16 protein-coding genes are annotated in these 15,053 nt (G+C 65.3%); 2 read left to right on the top strand and 14 right to left on the bottom strand.

Going from position 1 to position 15,053, the window contains the following annotated elements; genetic code table 11:
- Positions 1 to 8: 8 nt before the first annotated feature.
- From AX724_RS00920 to rpsB, 12 genes are all read right to left on the bottom strand, one after another.
- Positions 9 to 686, bottom strand: coding sequence for an OmpH family outer membrane protein (locus AX724_RS00920; RefSeq protein WP_066762539.1), 678 nt, complete (start codon positions 684 to 686; stop codon positions 9 to 11).
- On the bottom strand, positions 686 to 3,379 hold the full coding sequence (gene bamA / locus AX724_RS00915) for an outer membrane protein assembly factor BamA (protein WP_066762663.1): 2,694 nt from the start codon (positions 3,377 to 3,379) through the stop codon (positions 686 to 688). Before bamA ends, AX724_RS00920 begins: the two co-directional genes overlap by 1 nt.
- Positions 3,380 to 3,469: 90 nt before the next feature.
- Positions 3,470 to 4,603: an RIP metalloprotease RseP gene (gene rseP / locus AX724_RS00910; protein ID WP_066762536.1), complete on the bottom strand. Its 1,134-nt coding sequence runs from the start codon at positions 4,601 to 4,603 to the stop codon at positions 3,470 to 3,472.
- Positions 4,600 to 5,757, bottom strand: a complete 1,158-nt coding sequence (locus AX724_RS00905) for a 1-deoxy-D-xylulose-5-phosphate reductoisomerase (protein WP_066762528.1) — start codon at positions 5,755 to 5,757, stop codon at positions 4,600 to 4,602. Before AX724_RS00905 ends, rseP begins: the two co-directional genes overlap by 4 nt.
- Entirely contained in the window at positions 5,754 to 6,533 is a 780-nt protein-coding gene (locus AX724_RS00900; RefSeq protein WP_066762526.1) for a phosphatidate cytidylyltransferase, read from the bottom strand. Before AX724_RS00900 ends, AX724_RS00905 begins: the two co-directional genes overlap by 4 nt.
- A 4-nt stretch (positions 6,534 to 6,537) precedes the next feature.
- Positions 6,538 to 7,314 carry an isoprenyl transferase gene (locus AX724_RS00895; protein ID WP_066762523.1) on the bottom strand — a complete coding sequence of 259 codons (777 nt, stop codon included), beginning with the start codon at positions 7,312 to 7,314 and terminating at the stop codon, positions 6,538 to 6,540.
- Positions 7,315 to 7,357: 43 nt separating this feature from the next.
- The gene (gene frr / locus AX724_RS00890) at positions 7,358 to 7,915 is read right to left on the bottom strand and encodes a ribosome recycling factor (RefSeq protein WP_066762520.1); all 558 of its coding nucleotides are present in this window, start codon (positions 7,913 to 7,915) and stop codon (positions 7,358 to 7,360) included.
- Between the two features lie 6 nt (positions 7,916 to 7,921).
- Positions 7,922 to 8,647 (bottom strand): UMP kinase, encoded by a 726-nt coding sequence (pyrH, locus tag AX724_RS00885; RefSeq protein WP_066762518.1) that lies wholly within the window; start codon positions 8,645 to 8,647, stop codon positions 7,922 to 7,924.
- A gap of 100 nt (positions 8,648 to 8,747) precedes the next feature.
- Positions 8,748 to 9,215, bottom strand: a complete 468-nt coding sequence (locus AX724_RS00880) for a PIN domain-containing protein (RefSeq protein WP_066762517.1) — start codon at positions 9,213 to 9,215, stop codon at positions 8,748 to 8,750.
- Positions 9,212 to 9,442 (bottom strand): type II toxin-antitoxin system Phd/YefM family antitoxin, encoded by a 231-nt coding sequence (locus AX724_RS00875; protein WP_066762515.1) that lies wholly within the window; start codon positions 9,440 to 9,442, stop codon positions 9,212 to 9,214. Before AX724_RS00875 ends, AX724_RS00880 begins: the two co-directional genes overlap by 4 nt.
- Positions 9,443 to 9,641: 199 nt before the next feature.
- Complete coding sequence (gene tsf / locus AX724_RS00870) at positions 9,642 to 10,568, bottom strand: translation elongation factor Ts (RefSeq protein WP_066762508.1); 927 nt, start codon at positions 10,566 to 10,568, stop codon at positions 9,642 to 9,644.
- 101 nt (positions 10,569 to 10,669) lie between these two features.
- Entirely contained in the window at positions 10,670 to 11,428 is a 759-nt protein-coding gene (rpsB, locus tag AX724_RS00865; protein ID WP_066762505.1) for a 30S ribosomal protein S2, read from the bottom strand.
- 258 nt (positions 11,429 to 11,686) lie between these two features.
- Here rpsB and AX724_RS00860 point away from each other — a divergent pair, with 258 nt between their 5' ends.
- A complete protein-coding gene (locus AX724_RS00860) occupies positions 11,687 to 11,908 on the top strand; it encodes a hypothetical protein (protein ID WP_066762502.1) in 222 nt (73 codons plus the stop codon).
- Positions 11,909 to 11,911: 3 nt separating this feature from the next.
- Here the strand turns inward: AX724_RS00860 and AX724_RS00855 are convergent, their stop codons facing one another.
- Entirely contained in the window at positions 11,912 to 12,649 is a 738-nt protein-coding gene (locus tag AX724_RS00855; RefSeq protein WP_066762660.1) for a CDP-alcohol phosphatidyltransferase family protein, read from the bottom strand.
- Positions 12,650 to 12,818: 169 nt separating this feature from the next.
- Positions 12,819 to 13,553 carry a phosphatidylserine decarboxylase gene (locus tag AX724_RS00850; RefSeq protein WP_066762501.1) on the bottom strand — a complete coding sequence of 245 codons (735 nt, stop codon included), beginning with the start codon at positions 13,551 to 13,553 and terminating at the stop codon, positions 12,819 to 12,821.
- Positions 13,554 to 13,713: 160 nt separating this feature from the next.
- Here AX724_RS00850 and AX724_RS00845 point away from each other — a divergent pair, with 160 nt between their 5' ends.
- The gene (locus AX724_RS00845) at positions 13,714 to 14,937 is read left to right on the top strand and encodes an NADP-dependent isocitrate dehydrogenase (protein WP_066762499.1); all 1,224 of its coding nucleotides are present in this window, start codon (positions 13,714 to 13,716) and stop codon (positions 14,935 to 14,937) included.
- The last annotated feature ends 116 nt before the right edge of the window (positions 14,938 to 15,053 follow it).

Here is a 15,053-nt window from a genome sequence, read left to right as displayed (position 1 = left end):
TTTTTATATCAGCGCGACTTGGGAGCCTGCGCCGGGGTCGCCGGAGCGGCGGCCGCAGGCGCGGGTGCCGCACCCTGCGCCTGACCCGGCTGCCAGCCGGCCGGCGGGGTGATGCCGACGCTGGGCACCAGCGCGTTGAGTTCGGTGATGACGGCGGGGGTGATGTCCGCGCCGGCGCCGAAGCTTTCGGTCGCGCCCTTCTTGAACACGATTTCCGACTTGGTCTTCGCGGTCGCGGCCTTCAGCGCATCATCCAGCTTGGCGACGATCTGCTGCTCGACATAGGCGCGGGCGAGCTGCACCGGCTGGCTCAGCCGCTGCAATTCGGCCTGGCCGTTCTGCTGGGCCTGCTGCAACTGCTGATACTGGGTCTCGATCGCCGGGGTCGGCTTGTTGCCGGCGGCCTTGTACGCAGCCTGCAGCGCGTCATTCTTCGCCTTGAGATCGGTCTCGATCGCGGTGCGGCGCGTGTTGATCTGGTCGATCTGCGGCTTGTAGGTGGTCTGCATCTGCGTCATCGCCGTGGTGAAGGCGGCGCTGCGGGCGACGGCTTCCTCCAGATCGACGACCGCGATGCCCGACTTGGTCTGGGCGGCGGCCGGCACGGCGGCCAAAGAAATCGCAGTCGCCGCGATGGCAGTCATGGGCGCCAGCGTCAGCGCCGCGGCCTTGATAATCGTCTTCATCAGAATTGAGTCCCTACGTTGAAGGTGATGAGCTTGGTGTCGTCCCCTGGTTCCTTGAGCAGGGCCTTGGCGATATCGATGCGGAACGGGCCGAAGGGCGAGTTCCAGTTGACGCCAAAGCCCACGGACACACGCGGCTTGAGCGTGTCGCCGAGATATTCTTCCTCGAAATTGCCGCCCGCGAAGCTGAAGTTCGTGCCGCATACCGGCGCGCGGGCGCTGCCGGTCGCGCGCACCCTGGTCGATCCGGTGGGCGCGGCCGTGGTGGGATCGCAATAGCCGGCAAAGCTGCCGGTGCCGTTGACGAGGACCGGGTCCTTGATGCCCGCGACGGCGCCGGCGTCCACATAGATGGACGGACGCAGCCCCATCTCGCGCGCGCCCGATCCCAGCGGGATTTCGAGTTCAGCGCGCGACATATAATAAATCCGGCCGCCCAGCGCGTCGTCCGACACATTCTGGTTGCCGTTGACCCGCTCATAGCCGGTGGTCGCGCCGTTGCTGTCGGTGGTCGCCTGGAGGAAATAGCGCTTCACGCGCGGACCGACGCCGCGGATGTTGAAGCCGCGGATCTGCGGTTCGCCCAGGAAGAAGCGGTCGACCAGGCGGATGCGCTCGGTCGGGAAGCCGTCCGGATCGGTCCGCTGCCCTTCGAGCGAATGGATATAGCCGCCCTCGCCAGTGACCGAGAAGATGAAGCCGCTGCCCAGCGCCCAATATTTGCCGGCATTCACGCGGGTACGGACATAGCGGACGCTGCCGCCCAGGCCCGCGAAATCCTGGCTCAGCACGACATTGTTGCCGCGGGTCGGACGGATGCGATTGTCGCGCGTGTCGTAGATCAGCGAATAGCCGATCGAGGAGGTCGTACGCTTGCCGATGGCGTCGCACAGATAGCGGCCGGCGAGCAGCGGGTCGCACCGTTCGGCCAACGGACCCGCGCCGTCGGGATCGGAATAATAGGTGGCGCGGTCGAGCGTCACATTGTCGAAGTTCAGGCTGTAGCGCAGCGCCAGCGAGATATATTCGGTGACAGAGAGACCCGCGCGCAGCTGGAAACCGGTCGTGGTCTGCTCATAGGTGGTGTCGCGGTCGTTGGTGCTGTTGCCCAGGAACCGGAAGCTGTTGAGGTCGCGGCGGTAGATGTCGCCACCGATGGCGATATTCTTGTCCATGAAATAGGGTTCGGTGAAGCCCACTTCCACCGACTTGGAATAGGCCGAATAATTGACCGAGGTCCGCAGTTCCTGGCCCTTGCCGCGGAAATTGCGCTGGGTGATCGACGCCGACACGATGAAGCGTTCCAGCGAGGAATAGCCGGCCGACAGCGACAGCTCGCCGGTCGATTTTTCCTGCACGTTCGTTTCCAGCACGATGCGGTCGGGCGCGGAGCCGGGCTTCTGCTCGATGTCCAGCTTCTCCTGGAAGAAGCCCAGCGAGTTGATCCGGTCCTTCGACCGCTTGACCAGGAAGCTGTTGAAGGCGTCGCCTTCGGCCAGGCGGAACTCGCGGCGCACGACCTTGTCCTGCGTCAGCGTGTTGCCGTTGATGTCGACGCGTTCCACATAGACCCGCGGCGCGTTGCCGATGCGGAAATTGATCCCCATCGTCAGGTCTTCCTTGGACCGGTTGAAGTCCGGCGACACGTCCGCGAAGGCATAGCCGAACAGGCCCGCCGTCTCGCTGAGCGTGTCGACCGTGTCCTCGACCTGCTTGGCGTTGTACCAGTCGCCCTTCTTCATCGGCAGCGTCTTCGTCAGCGCCTCGCCGGACAGGTCCCGAATGTCCGATTCGACCTTCACGTCGCCGAATTTGTAGCGGTCCCCTTCTTCCACCACATAGGTGATGATGAAGTCCTGCTTGTCCGGCGTCAGTTCCGCCACGGCGGAAATCACGCGGAAGTCGGCATAGCCTTCGGTCAGGTAGAATTGGCGCAGCTTCTGCTGGTCATAGGCCAGGCGATCGGGATCGTAGCTGGTGCCCGACGAAAAGATGCGGAACCAGCGCGACTGCTTCGTGACCATCTGGCTGCGCAGTTCGCCGTCCTTGAACTTCTCGTTCCCGATGATGTTGATCTGGCGGACCTTGGACTTGGGCCCCTCGCTGATCTCGAACACGATGTCGACGCGGTTCTGGTCCAGCTGGACCATCTTGGGCTCGATCGTCGCGGCGAAACGGCCCTGCCGGCGGTACAGCTCGATGATGCGGGCGACATCCGCGCGGACCTTCGATCGGGTATAGATCTGGCGCGGAGCCAGTTTTATTTCAGGACGTATCTTGTCTTCCTTGAGGCGCTTATTACCTTCAAGGACGATGCGGTTGATGACCGGGTTTTCCTTCACCTGGACCGTCAGCGCGCCATTGTCGTTGCGGATCTGGACGTCGGCGAACAGTTCCGTCTCGTAAAGGTCGCGCAGCGCCTGATCCAGGCTCTCCTGGCTGAAGGGCTGGCCCTGGCGCAGCTTGGTGTAGGAAAGGACCGTGTCCGGCTCCAGCCGCTGCGTGCCGGTGACGGTGATCGACCCGATCGTGCCCAGCGGCGCACCCGCCGGCGTCACGGCGGGCGCGGTCGAAGCGGCGGCCGGCGCGGACGCGGGCGCGGATTGGGCCATGGCCGCGATGGGCAGGCCCGCGATCATCGTCGTCGCCAACAGGGCGGCCACGACCGGGCGCTGCCTCATGCTGCTGTTCATCGCTGTCACCCGCTCCACCTCAAAACTCAAAACCCGAATGTTTCCGCCGACCCAAATGATGCCGGAGGGCGCTTCCCTGCCCGATGCGCGTCAGCCGATCAAGCCGGACAGGCTTTTCCACAGGCCGAAAGACGACAAATCGTTGAAAGTCACCAGCAGCATCATCGCCATCAACAGCGCCAGCCCCGACCGATAGGCCCATTCCTGCGCGGCCGGACTGACCGGCCGCCGCTGGACCGCCTCGATTCCGTAGAAAAGCAGGTGCCCGCCATCCAGCATCGGAATTGGCAACAGGTTGATGAACCCCAAGTTAATCGAGATGAGCGCGGCGAAGAAGATGAAGCTTTCCAGGCCCAGCGTCGCCGCCTGCCCCGAAACCTGCGCGATCTTGAGCGGCCCGCCCAGTTCCTTCACCGACCGGCCGCCGCCCAGGATCTGGCCCAGCGTCTCGACCATGGTGCGCACGATCTGCCCGGTGCGCTCGATGGCGACGATCGGCGCGCGCCACAGCGGCACCGGCTCGATCACCGGTTCGCCGGGCGCGATGCCGAGCCGCCCGACGGCGAATTTGTTGCCCAGCCCGTCATCCTCAGTCACGCTGCCGATCCGGCCCTGCTTGACGATCCGGCGACCATCGCGCTCGATCACCAGCTCGACCGGCTGGTTGGGGCGGATCTGCGCATAGAGGCGGATGTCGTCGAACGTGTCCATCGACCGGCCGCCCAGCGAAACGATGCGGTCCCCCGCGACGATGCCGGCCGCCGCCGCGGCGCTGCCCGGCTGGACCTGCCCCGCCACGGCCGGCGTGCGGCTTTCCCCATGCAGGAAGGCGAAGGTCGCCAGGATCAGGATGGCGAAGAGGAAGTTGATCGCCGGTCCCGCCGCCACGATCATGGCGCGCTGCCACAACGGCTTGGCGGGGAAGCTTTCCGCCCGGTCCTTCGCCGGCATCTCCAGCCAGGCGGGATCGGTCATGCTCGCCGCGTTCATGTCGCCCTTGAACCGGACATAGCCGCCAAGCGGCAGCGCCGCGATCCGCCAGCGCGTCCCGCGCCGGTCGACCCAGGCGAACAGCTCAGGGCCAAAGCCGATGGAAAAGGCCTCCGCCTTCACGCCGCACCAGCGCCCGACCAGATAATGGCCGAGTTCGTGCACGAAGACGAGCGGCCCGATGACCGCCACGAAGGCCAGCACGGTCAGGATGAAACCGGGATTCTGGATCAAGCCGTCAATCTTTCCATCACTTGCCCCGCCTGCGCGCGGGCCTGCGCGTCCGCAGCCAGCACATCGTCGATCGACGAGGGCGGCGGCGCGCTGTATCGCTGCAACACATCCTCCACAATCATGGCAATATCAAGGAAGCCGATGCGCCCGGCCAGGAATGCGGCGACCGCGACTTCGTTGGCGGCGTTGAGGATGGCGGGAGCGGCGCCGCTTTCCGCCGCCGCGTCGCGGGCAAGGCGAAGCGCGGGAAAACGTTGTTCGTCAGGGGCTTCGAAGTCGAGCCTGCCAATCTTTACCAGGTCCAGCGGCTGGCATGGCGTGGCGATCCTTTCGGGCCAGGCGAGCGCATGGGCGATGGGAATCCGCATGTCCGGCGAACCCAGCTGCGCCAAAGTGGAACGGTCGCGATATTCGACCATCGAATGGATGACCGATTGCGGGTGCACCAATATCTCGATCCGGTCGAGTCCCACGGGAAAGAGATAGGCGGCCTCGATCAGTTCCAGCCCCTTGTTCATCATCGTCGCGCTGTCGACGCTGATCTTCGCGCCCATCGACCAGTTGGGATGGGCGACCGCCTGCGCGGGCGTGATGTCGGCCATCTCGGCCCGGCTGCGGGTGCGGAACGGGCCGCCGCTCGCCGTCAGGATGATCCGTGCGACATCCTCCAGGCCATAGCTGGCAAGGCACTGGAATATCGCGTTATGCTCGCTATCCACCGGCAGCAGCGTCGCCGACGACGCAGTCGCCGCCTGCATCATCAGCCCGCCGGCCGACACCAGCGACTCCTTGTTGGCCAGCGCCACCGCGCCGCCGCGCTTCAGCGCCGCCATGGTGGGCTTGAGCCCCGCGCAGCCCACGATCGCGGCCATGGTCCAGTCCGCGTCCAGGCCGGCCGCCTCGACCAGCGCCTGTTCCCCCGCCGCCGCCTCGATCCCGGACCCGGCAAGCGCATCCCTGAGCGCGCCATACAACCGATCCTGCGCGATCACGGCGACCTGCGCGCCTGTTTCCCGCGCCTGCGCGGCGAGGCTGTCCACATCGCTGTTCGCGGTCAGCGCGACGACGCGGTAGGATTGCGGATCGCGCCGGACCAGGTCGAGCGTCGACAGACCGACCGATCCGGTCGCGCCGAAGATCGAGACGCGCTTCATGCGCCCTGCACCAGGATGAGGTAGCATAGGGCGGCAAGCGGCGCTGCGGCCACCACCCCGTCCAGCCGGTCCATCACGCCGCCATGGCCGGGGAGCAGCGTGCCGCTGTCCTTCACGCCCGCCCGGCGCTTCATCCAGCTTTCCACAAGATCGCCCAGTTGCGCCGCGACCGCCAGCAGCCCGCTCGCCGCCGCCAGCTGGATCGGCAGCCCGGCCAGGCGATGCAGCAGGAAGCCCAGCAGCAGCGCGGCGAGCACCCCACCGGCCAGGCCCGACCAGGTCTTGGACGGGCTGACGCGCGGCGCGAGCTTCGGCCCGCCGATGGATCGGCCGGCGAAATAGGCGCCGATGTCGGTCGCCCACACCAGCGCCAGCGCCCACAGGGCGAGCAGCAGGCCGAAGCCATAGGGCTGTTCCCCGCGCAGAAACTGCAACGCCACGATGGGCACGCAGACATAGGGGATGCCGAGCGCCAGACCCGGCTTCCGGCTGGTGAACAGGACGAAGAAGAAAGCCGCCGCGCCCGCCACCAGCACCGGCCAGTCGATGCCCGCCGCCAGCGGGCATAGCAGCGCCAGCGGGATGGACACGGCGAACATGGCGGTCTTGCGCTGCTGCGGGTCGGCGCCGGTCAGGTCGCCCCATTCCCCCTGCATCAGCACGCCGGCGACCACCAGCAGCATCCAGAAGATGAGGCCTCCGGCCAGCAGCGCGCCCATCGCCAGCGCGATCAGCGCGACGCCCACAGTGGCGCGGGTGCGCAATTCGCTCGTCATGCGCTCACAAGCCGCCGAACCGGCGGTCCCTCAAACGAAAGGCGTCCAGCGCCTGCGCCAGCGCCTGCCCGTCGAAATCGGGCCACAGCATGTCGGTGAAATAGAGTTCGGCATAGGCTGCCTGCCACAGCAGGAAATTGCTGAGCCGCTGCTCGCCCGACGTACGGATCATGAGATCGAGCGGCGGCAGGTCGGCGGTATAGAGTTCCGCGTCGATCATCTCGACGCCGATATCCTGCGTCGCCAGCATGCCTTGCGCGGCGCGTTCCGCGATCGCCCGGACCGCGCGCACCATCTCGTCCTGCGCGCCGTAATTGAGCGCGATCGCGATGATTGGCCCGCTATTTCCCGCCGTGCGCGCCATTGCGCCTTCGATCAGGTCGACCAGCGACGGGTCGAGCGCCCGATAGTCGCCGATGATGCGCAGCCGCACGCCGTTGGCGTGGAATTCGTCCAGGTCCGACTGGATGAAATGGCGCAACAGGCCCATGAGGTCGGACACCTCGCTCGCCGGCCGCTTCCAGTTTTCCGAGGAGAAGGCGTAGAGCGTCAGGCATTCCAGCCCCATCTCCCGCGCCGCGCGCGCGACGCGGCGCACCGCCTCCACCCCCGCCCGATGGCCGGCGATGCGGGGCAGCAGCCGCTTCTTCGCCCAGCGGCCATTGCCATCCATGATGATGGCGACATGCCGCACGCCCGGCGTTCCGGGCGGAACGCCCCGGTTGCGCGCGCCATCCATGGGCGCGCCCTCGCTCAGGTCGGGCTTGGCTTGACTGGCCATCAGAAGGACATGCGGGTTTTGGCCACGAAAGAAAAGCCCCGGCTTATTGACCGAGGATTTCCTTTTCCTTCGCGGACGCGGCGGCGTCGATATCGGCGATGGTGCTGTCGGTCAGCTTCTGCACTTCCGTTTCCAGCCGCTTGCGCTCGTCCTCGCTGATCTCGCCCTTCTTCTCGTCGGCCTTCAGGCTGTCCATGCCGTCGCGGCGGACATTGCGCACCGCGACGCGCGCGCCTTCGGCATATTTGCTGGCGAGCTTGGCCAGTTCCTTGCGCCGCTCCTCGGTCAGGTCGGGGATCGGCAGGCGCAGCGTCTGCCCGTCGACGATGGGGTTGAGGCCCAGCCCCGCCGAACGGATCGCCTTGTCGCACGGGCCGACATTGGTCTTGTCCCACACCTGCACCGACAGCATGCGCGGTTCGGGCGCGGAAACGGTCGCTACCTGGTTGAGCGGCATGTTCGCGCCATAGACGGTGACCATGACGGGATCGAGCAGCTGCACATTGGCGCGGCCGGTGCGCAGACCAGTCAGGTCCCCCTTCAGGGCTTCGATCGCGCCGGCCATGCGGCGTTCCAGATCGGCTTTGTTATATTGCGGCATGGGATTTCAACGCTCCTGATTTTGCACGATCGTCGCGACGCCATGCCCGGCAAGCACGGTGGCGAGATTGCCGGTCTCGCGGATGTTGAACACGACGATGGGGATATTATTCTCTCGGCACAGCGCGATCGCGCTGGCGTCCATGACCTTCAGATTGTCGTTCAGCACCTGGTCGAAGCTGATCGCATCATATCGCGCGGCATCCGGCACCTTCTTGGGATCGGCATTATAGATGCCGTCCACGCTGGTGCCCTTGAACAGCGCGTCGCAATTCATTTCGGCGGCGCGCAGGGCGGCCGTGGTGTCGGTCGTGAAGAAGGGGCTGCCCGTGCCCGCTGCGAAGATGACGATGCGGCCCTTTTCCATATGCCGCTCCGCCTTGCGCCGGATATAGGGTTCGCACACGCTCGCCATCGGAATGGCGGACTGGACGCGCGTGTCGTAACCGCGCTTTTCCAGTGCGTTCTGCACCGCCAGCGCGTTCATCACGGTGGCGAGCATGCCCATATAGTCGGCGCTCGCCCGGTCGAACCCGGCCGCCGCGCCGGCCAGCCCGCGGAAGATGTTGCCGCCGCCCACGACCACGCAGATCTCGAAGCCCGCGTCCTTGGCCGCTGCGATCTCTCCTGCCACGCGACTGACGGTCGCCGGCTCGATGCCGAACTGCCCCTGCCCCATCAGCACTTCGCCGGACAATTTCAGAAGGATGCGCTTGAAGGCTGGCCGGGTCATGCGGGGCTAGAATCCTTGGTCGTTGGCAGGGGAAGCGGGCGGGACATTAGAGGGGCGAAACCGCGATGCCAAGGGGCGTTTGTTGCCGGTCGCGGCCTCTTCATACTGAAATATCGAGCAACGCCGCCAGCTTGGGATGCGCAACGCCCGTCAGCGGGTTGATGACGGTCAGTCCACGCGTGACGAAGCCATGCTGCATATCCTCTGACAACAGCATCGCACAGCCTGCCTCGGCTGCGGCGGTAAGGATCAGCGCATCCCAATATTGCAGCCTGTGATCGACGACCAGATCGGCGGCGGCAAGCGTGGTCGTCGCCAGCGACGGCGCCACGCCAAAGGCGTCCGAAAATTCCAGCAGGATCGTGCGCGCCTCATCGGCTGGCGTACCCGTCCGACGCAGAAGCACGAACAATTCACCCAATGCCTGGGTGGGCGCGATCAGACTGGTCACCTCTGCAAGACGCCCAACCATATCCCGAACGACACCGATCTTGGCCTCATCCTGCGCGCCGTGGCTCACCCCCGCCAGATAAGCGAGAATAGTGGTGTCGAGCGCTACCCGCATCATCCGTAGAGATCATCCCGCGACCAATCCCCCGCATGGCGCACGGGCAGGCTCGCGACGAAGGCCAGCAAGCGCCGCAGCGAACGCACTTCGGACGCGCGATCGACCGGCGTCACCCGTGCAACCGGACGGCCGCGCGATGTGACGGTGAAACTTTCTCCCTCGGCGACATCCCGAAGCATTTCAGAAAAATGCTGATTGGCGTCGCTCGCGCTGATTTGCCGGTCCATGCAAAGAAGTTAGTGGATAATACTAAATTCCGCAATGGTCAGGCGATGGGCGCTGCGCTCACCTTCATCCTCCCTTGCCCGGTGAGGATTTTTATGGCTCGCTTCCGTTACCCACGGCAAACGCCATGATCGCCACATGAAAAAGGGCGCCCCGCAGGACGCCCCTTCCCTTTAGCCTTAATCGCTTACGCGCGTTCAATCAGGCGCCGGCAGCCGCCGCGACTTCCGCCGCGAAGTCGCTGACTTCCTTCTCGATGCCTTCGCCCAGCTGGAAGCGGATATAGCTCTTGAGCGTGATCGACGCGCCCGCGTCCTTCGCCGCCTTGGCGACGACGTCGGCGACCGGGGTCTTGTTGTCCATCACGAACAGCTGGCTCAGCAGCGCCTGTTCCTTGGCGAACTTGGCGACCGCGCCGTCCACCATCTTGGCGACGATCTCGGCGGGCTTGCCGCTCTCGGCAGCCTTCTCGGCGGCGATGGCGCGTTCACGCTCCAGCAGCGCCGGGTCGATGTCGGCAGCCGACAGCGCCAGCGGGAAGGCGGCGGCGATGTGCATGGCAAGCTGCTTGCCCAGCGGCTCCAGAACGTCGGCGGGGGCATCGCCCTCCAGCGCGACGAGCACGCCGATCTTGCCCAGGCCCGGCGCGGCGGCGTTGTGGACATAGGGGACGACAACGCCCTGGCTCACTTCGACCTGGCCGACGCGACGGACATTCTGGTTCTCGCCGATGGTGGCGATGTTGGCGACCAGCTTTTCCGCGACGGTGCCGCCCGACGGATAGGCCGCGCCGGTCAGCGCCTCGGCATCGGCCGCGCCGGTCTCCAGCGCGATCTGCGCGACGGTGCGGACGAAATCCTGGAACTGGTCGTTCTTGGCGACGAAGTCGGTTTCGCTGTTCACTTCGACGGCGACGCCCTTGGTGCCGGCGACGGCGACGCCGACCAGGCCTTCAGCGGCGGTGCGGCTCGACTTCTTCTGCGCGGCGGCCAGGCCCTTGGCGCGCAGCCAGTCGGTCGCGGCTTCGATGTCGCCATTGGCTTCGGTGAGCGCCTTCTTGCAATCCATCATGCCCGCGCCCGAACGGTCGCGCAGTTCCTTGACGGCGGCAGCGGTAATCTCGGCCATGTTTCGGCTCCTAAATGTTTCGGATGGTTCAAATATGCGGGAGGGCGCGTCTCCGAAGAGCGCGCCCTACCCTGCCAATCTTGCAGTATCGCGACGCCCGATCAGGCTTCGGCGACGACCTCTTCGGCTTCCGGCTCGTCCAGAGCGCCGAGGTCGACGCCCGAAGCCTGCTGCGCACCACGGTTGCCCTTGGTGGCGGCGGCGGCGATGGCGTCGCAATAGAGGCGGATCGCGCGGCTGGCGTCGTCATTTGCGGGAACCGGGAAGGCGATGCCGTCGGGCGACACGTTCGAATCGAGGATCGCGACGACCGGGATGCCCAGCGTGTTGGCTTCCTTGATCGCCAGTTCTTCCTTGTTGGCGTCGATCACGAACATGACGTCGGGGATGCCGTTCATGTCGCGGATGCCGCCCAGCGACAGTTCCAGCTTCTCGCGCTCGCGCGTCATCTGAAGCACTTCCTTCTTGGTGAAGCCGTGGGTGTCGCCCGACAGCTTTTCCTCAAGGGTCTTCAGGCGCTTGATCGAACCCGAAATGGTCTTCCAGTTGGTGAGCATGCCGCCCAGCCAGCGATGGTTGACGAAATGCTGGCCCGACTTGCGGGCGGCTTCGGCGATGGGGTCCTGCGCCTGGCGCTTGGTGCCGACGAACAGCACCTTGCCGCCGGCGGCGACGGTCGCCGACACGAAGTCGAGTGCGCGGCCGAACAGTGGCACGGTCTGCGACAGGTCAAGGATATGGATGCCGTTGCGCTCGCCGAAGATGTACGGCTTCATGCGCGGGTTCCAGCGGTGGGTCTGGTGGCCGAAATGGGCGCCAGCCTCGATCAATTGGTGCATGGTGACGACAGGTGCCGCCATGGTCTTTCTCCTTCCGGTTGCTACCTCTGGGAATCAGGAACCGAAGAAGCGCGCCTCAAAGGCGGCGTCGGCACCGGATATGGCGATTCCCATGTGGAATGGTCGCGCCCATAGACGCGAAAAAAAGCGATGGCAAGGGTTGACCGCGGTTCCGAACTGGAACATAAAGGGAACAGGCGGAACAAATACGGTTAACGCCAGTTTACACCGTCATACTGAGACATGCCGTGCAAATGGCAAGATGGAAAGTGATCTTACATGTTCACTCTTGTTGCAGCGACCCTGTTTTCCGCCGCCTTCCTGATGGCGGCCAGCACCATCGCCTGGATGTTCGCGGCCTATCGCGACAAGATGGTCGCCGCCTTGCTGTTCGAACCGATACCCCAGGAACCGGCCGTCTATCATATCCGCGTCCGCCGGCCGCGCGTGGCGCCCCCTGCGCCCCGCGCCGCCCTGCCCGCCAGCGCGCTGGCTGCCTGACGATTATCCTGCCGCCGGAGGAGACGCCACGACTTCGCGTTGGCGCTTCACCTTAGCGTAAGACATCACGCCGAAGGGGATCAGCGCGACATAGCCCCCGCAGATGATGAGCAGCGTCAGCCAGGGGTCCGTCACCAGCAGCGCCGCCAACAATCCCGCCACCGCGATCGCTTCCAGCCGGATCCGCTTGCGCAGCCGCAGCGCCGACCAGCTGTAGGTGGCGATGCTGGAAATCATCAGGAAAGCGGTGAAAGCGGTCCAGGGCGCGACCACATACCAGGCGCGGAATATCTCTTCCCCGGTCACCAGCCACAGATAGAGCGGGACGAAGGCAAGGCCAGCGCCTGCCGGCGCGGGAACGCCGGTCAGGAAGCCGGCGGATTTGTGCGGCTGCTCGTCGGCGTCGATATTGGCGTTGAACCGCGCCAGCCGCAGCGCGCAGGACAGCGCATGCGCCAGCGCGAAGATCCAGCCGAATTTCGGCATCGCATGCAGCGACCAGAGGTAAAGGATCAGCGACGGCGCGACGCCGAAGGCGATCGAATCGGACAGCGAATCCAGTTCCGCGCCGAACCGGCTCTCCCCGCGCAACAGCCGCGCGATCCGGCCGTCCAGCCCATCCAGGACACCGGCGAACAGGATGGAAAGCACCGCCCTCTCCCATTCGCCCGATATGCCGTACCGCACGCCGGTCAGGCCAAAGCACAGCGCCATCGCCGTAACGGCGTTCGGCGCGACCATGCGCAACGTGATCCCCCGGCGCAGCCCGCGGGGCACGGTGCGGCGGTAGCGACTCATGCGCAAAGACCCCTGCTCGCCCCGTCCGTTCGTCCTGCCGCCGTCGAAGGACGTTGCGCGCGCGCTTCGACAGGCTCGGCAGGAACGGCGGGACCGCGGATATGGCCCTGCATCATTGCTGGATGCCCGGCACCACGCGCCGGTCGCCGATCTGGCCCAGGATCGTCTCGCCCGCGATGGTGCGCTGGCCCAGGATCACGCGCGGCGCGGTGCCGGCCGGCAGATAGACGTCGACCCGGCTGCCGAAGCGGATGAGGCCGATCCGCTGCCCCGCCGCGACCATGTCGCCAGGTTTCACGAAGGGAACGATGCGGCGCGCGACCAGCCCGGCGATCTGCGTGAAGCCGATGCGCACGCCGTCATGCCGTTCCACTAGGATATGCTGCCGCTCATTATCCTCGCTTGCCTTGTCGAGGTCGGCGTTCAGGAACTTGCCGGAAATATAAACGACCGACTTGATCGTGCCGCCGATCGGCGTCCGGTTGATGTGCACGTCGAACACGCTCATGAAGATCGACACGCGGATCAGCGGTTCGTCGCCCAGGCCATTGGCACCCGCCATCTCGCGCGGCGGCGGCACCCGCTGGATCAGGGTGACCAGCCCGTCGGCGGGCGCGATGATGGCCCCTTCGTCCTGCGGCACCGCGCGGACGGGATCGCGGAAGAAGGCGAAGACCCAGATGGTCACGATCAGCATCAGCCAGCCGACCACGTCCCATCCCAGCAGGAACAGGACTGCCGTGATCGCCACCGCGATCAGGCCGAACTTCATGCCTTCGGGATGGACCGAGGGCCAGCGCCATTTGACATTGCCGCCGGCGGCGATCGTGATTTCGTCATTTTCCATGGGCACCGTCTTTAGGGAGAGGTTCGCCCCCTGACAACGACCGATCCCGCCCATGGCTCCCGGCCAGGCAGATAGAGCGCGCTCAGCGGTTGAACATTGTCGCCGCTTTCCCTAGGGCGGGCGCATAAAAACCACCCGAGACAGGAAAGCGAACTGGCGCATGGCGAAGATCAAGGTGAAGAATCCCGTCGTCGAGATTGACGGCGACGAAATGACGCGCATCATCTGGGAATGGATCCGCGAGCGCCTGATCCTCCCCTATCTCGACATCGACCTCAAATATTACGACCTTTCCGTCGAGAAGCGCGACGAGACGGGCGACCAGATCACGATCGATTCCGCCAATGCGATCAAGCAATATGGCGTGGGCGTGAAGTGCGCGACCATCACCCCGGACGAAGCGCGCGTCGAGGAATTCAACCTCAAGCAGATGTGGAAGTCGCCCAACGGCACCATCCGCAACATCCTGGGCGGCGTCGTCTTCCGCGAACCCATCGTCATTTCCAACGTGCCGCGCCTGATCCCCGGCTGGACCAAGCCGATCGTCGTTGGCCGTCATGCCTTTGGCGATCAGTATCGCGCCACTGACTTCAGGGTGCCCGGCGCCGGCAAGCTGCGCCTCGTCTTCGAAGGCGAAAATGGCGAGACCATCGACCGCGAAGTGTTCGACTTCCCCGGATCGGGCGTCGCGATGGCGATGTACAATCTGGATGATTCGATCCGCGATTTCGCGCGCGCCTCGTTCAACTATGGCCTGAACCTCAAATGGCCGGTCTACCTCTCGACCAAGAACACCATCCTCAAGGCCTATGACGGCCGCTTCAAGGATCTGTTCCAGCAAGTGTTCGAGACCGAAGGCTTCGACGCGAAGTTCAAGGATGCCGGCATCGTTTACGAACATCGCCTGATCGACGACATGGTCGCCTCCGCGCTCAAGTGGAGCGGCGAGTTCGTCTGGGCCTGCAAGAATTACGACGGCGACGTCCAGTCGGACCAGGTGGCGCAGGGCTTCGGCAGCCTCGGCCTCATGACCTCGGTCCTCTTGTCGCCCGATGGCAAGACGGTCGAGGCCGAAGCCGCGCACGGCACCGTCACCCGCCATTATCGCCAGCATCAGCAGGGCAAGGCGACCTCCACCAACCCGATCGCGTCGATCTTCGCCTGGACCGGCGGCCTCAAGTTCCGCGGCAAGTTCGACGAGACGCCCGATGTCGTGCGCTTCGCCGAAACGCTGGAGAAGGTCTGCATCCAGACCGTCGAAAGCGGCGCGATGACCAAGGATCTGGCGCTGCTGATCGGCCCGGAACAGGCATGGATGACCACCGAGCAGTTCTTCGAGGCGATCCGCGCGAACCTCGAAACCGAAATGGGCAAGTGGAACTGAACCGGCGGAACTGATCGCGGCCCACGCGGGTTCAATACGCTAACGGAACGAGGCGGCGCCGGATCATCCGACGCCGCCTTTTTCCATGGACATCATTCCCCGGCGCAGGCCCGGGA

Origin of the sequence: Sphingobium sp. CCH11-B1 (assembly GCF_001556865.1) — a bacterium.
Lineage (GTDB): Bacteria > Pseudomonadota > Alphaproteobacteria > Sphingomonadales > Sphingomonadaceae > Sphingobium.
Note: the sequence above shows the minus strand (reverse complement) of the source record. Positions and strands in the feature narration are given on the sequence as shown.

What these genes read in the sequence shown, in the direction of transcription:
- AX724_RS00920 (WP_066762539.1), bottom strand. Translation starts at nt 686, where the DNA reads ATGAAGACGATTATCAAGGCCGCGGCGCTGACGCTGGCGCCCATGACT.
- bamA (WP_066762663.1), bottom strand. Translation starts at nt 3,379, where the DNA reads ATGAACAGCAGCATGAGGCAGCGCCCGGTCGTGGCCGCCCTGTTGGCG.
- AX724_RS00905 (WP_066762528.1), bottom strand. Translation starts at nt 5,757, where the DNA reads ATGAAGCGCGTCTCGATCTTCGGCGCGACCGGATCGGTCGGTCTGTCG.
- AX724_RS00900 (WP_066762526.1), bottom strand. Translation starts at nt 6,533, where the DNA reads ATGACGAGCGAATTGCGCACCCGCGCCACTGTGGGCGTCGCGCTGATC.
- AX724_RS00895 (WP_066762523.1), bottom strand. Translation starts at nt 7,314, where the DNA reads ATGGCCAGTCAAGCCAAGCCCGACCTGAGCGAGGGCGCGCCCATGGAT.
- frr (WP_066762520.1), bottom strand. Translation starts at nt 7,915, where the DNA reads ATGCCGCAATATAACAAAGCCGATCTGGAACGCCGCATGGCCGGCGCG.
- pyrH (WP_066762518.1), bottom strand. Translation starts at nt 8,647, where the DNA reads ATGACCCGGCCAGCCTTCAAGCGCATCCTTCTGAAATTGTCCGGCGAA.
- AX724_RS00880 (WP_066762517.1), bottom strand. Translation starts at nt 9,215, where the DNA reads ATGATGCGGGTAGCGCTCGACACCACTATTCTCGCTTATCTGGCGGGG.
- AX724_RS00875 (WP_066762515.1), bottom strand. Translation starts at nt 9,442, where the DNA reads ATGGACCGGCAAATCAGCGCGAGCGACGCCAATCAGCATTTTTCTGAA.
- tsf (WP_066762508.1), bottom strand. Translation starts at nt 10,568, where the DNA reads ATGGCCGAGATTACCGCTGCCGCCGTCAAGGAACTGCGCGACCGTTCG.
- rpsB (WP_066762505.1), bottom strand. Translation starts at nt 11,428, where the DNA reads ATGGCGGCACCTGTCGTCACCATGCACCAATTGATCGAGGCTGGCGCC.
- AX724_RS00860 (WP_066762502.1), top strand. Translation starts at nt 11,687, where the DNA reads ATGTTCACTCTTGTTGCAGCGACCCTGTTTTCCGCCGCCTTCCTGATG.
- AX724_RS00855 (WP_066762660.1), bottom strand. Translation starts at nt 12,649, where the DNA reads ATGGTCGCGCCGAACGCCGTTACGGCGATGGCGCTGTGCTTTGGCCTG.
- AX724_RS00850 (WP_066762501.1), bottom strand. Translation starts at nt 13,553, where the DNA reads ATGGAAAATGACGAAATCACGATCGCCGCCGGCGGCAATGTCAAATGG.
- AX724_RS00845 (WP_066762499.1), top strand. Translation starts at nt 13,714, where the DNA reads ATGGCGAAGATCAAGGTGAAGAATCCCGTCGTCGAGATTGACGGCGAC.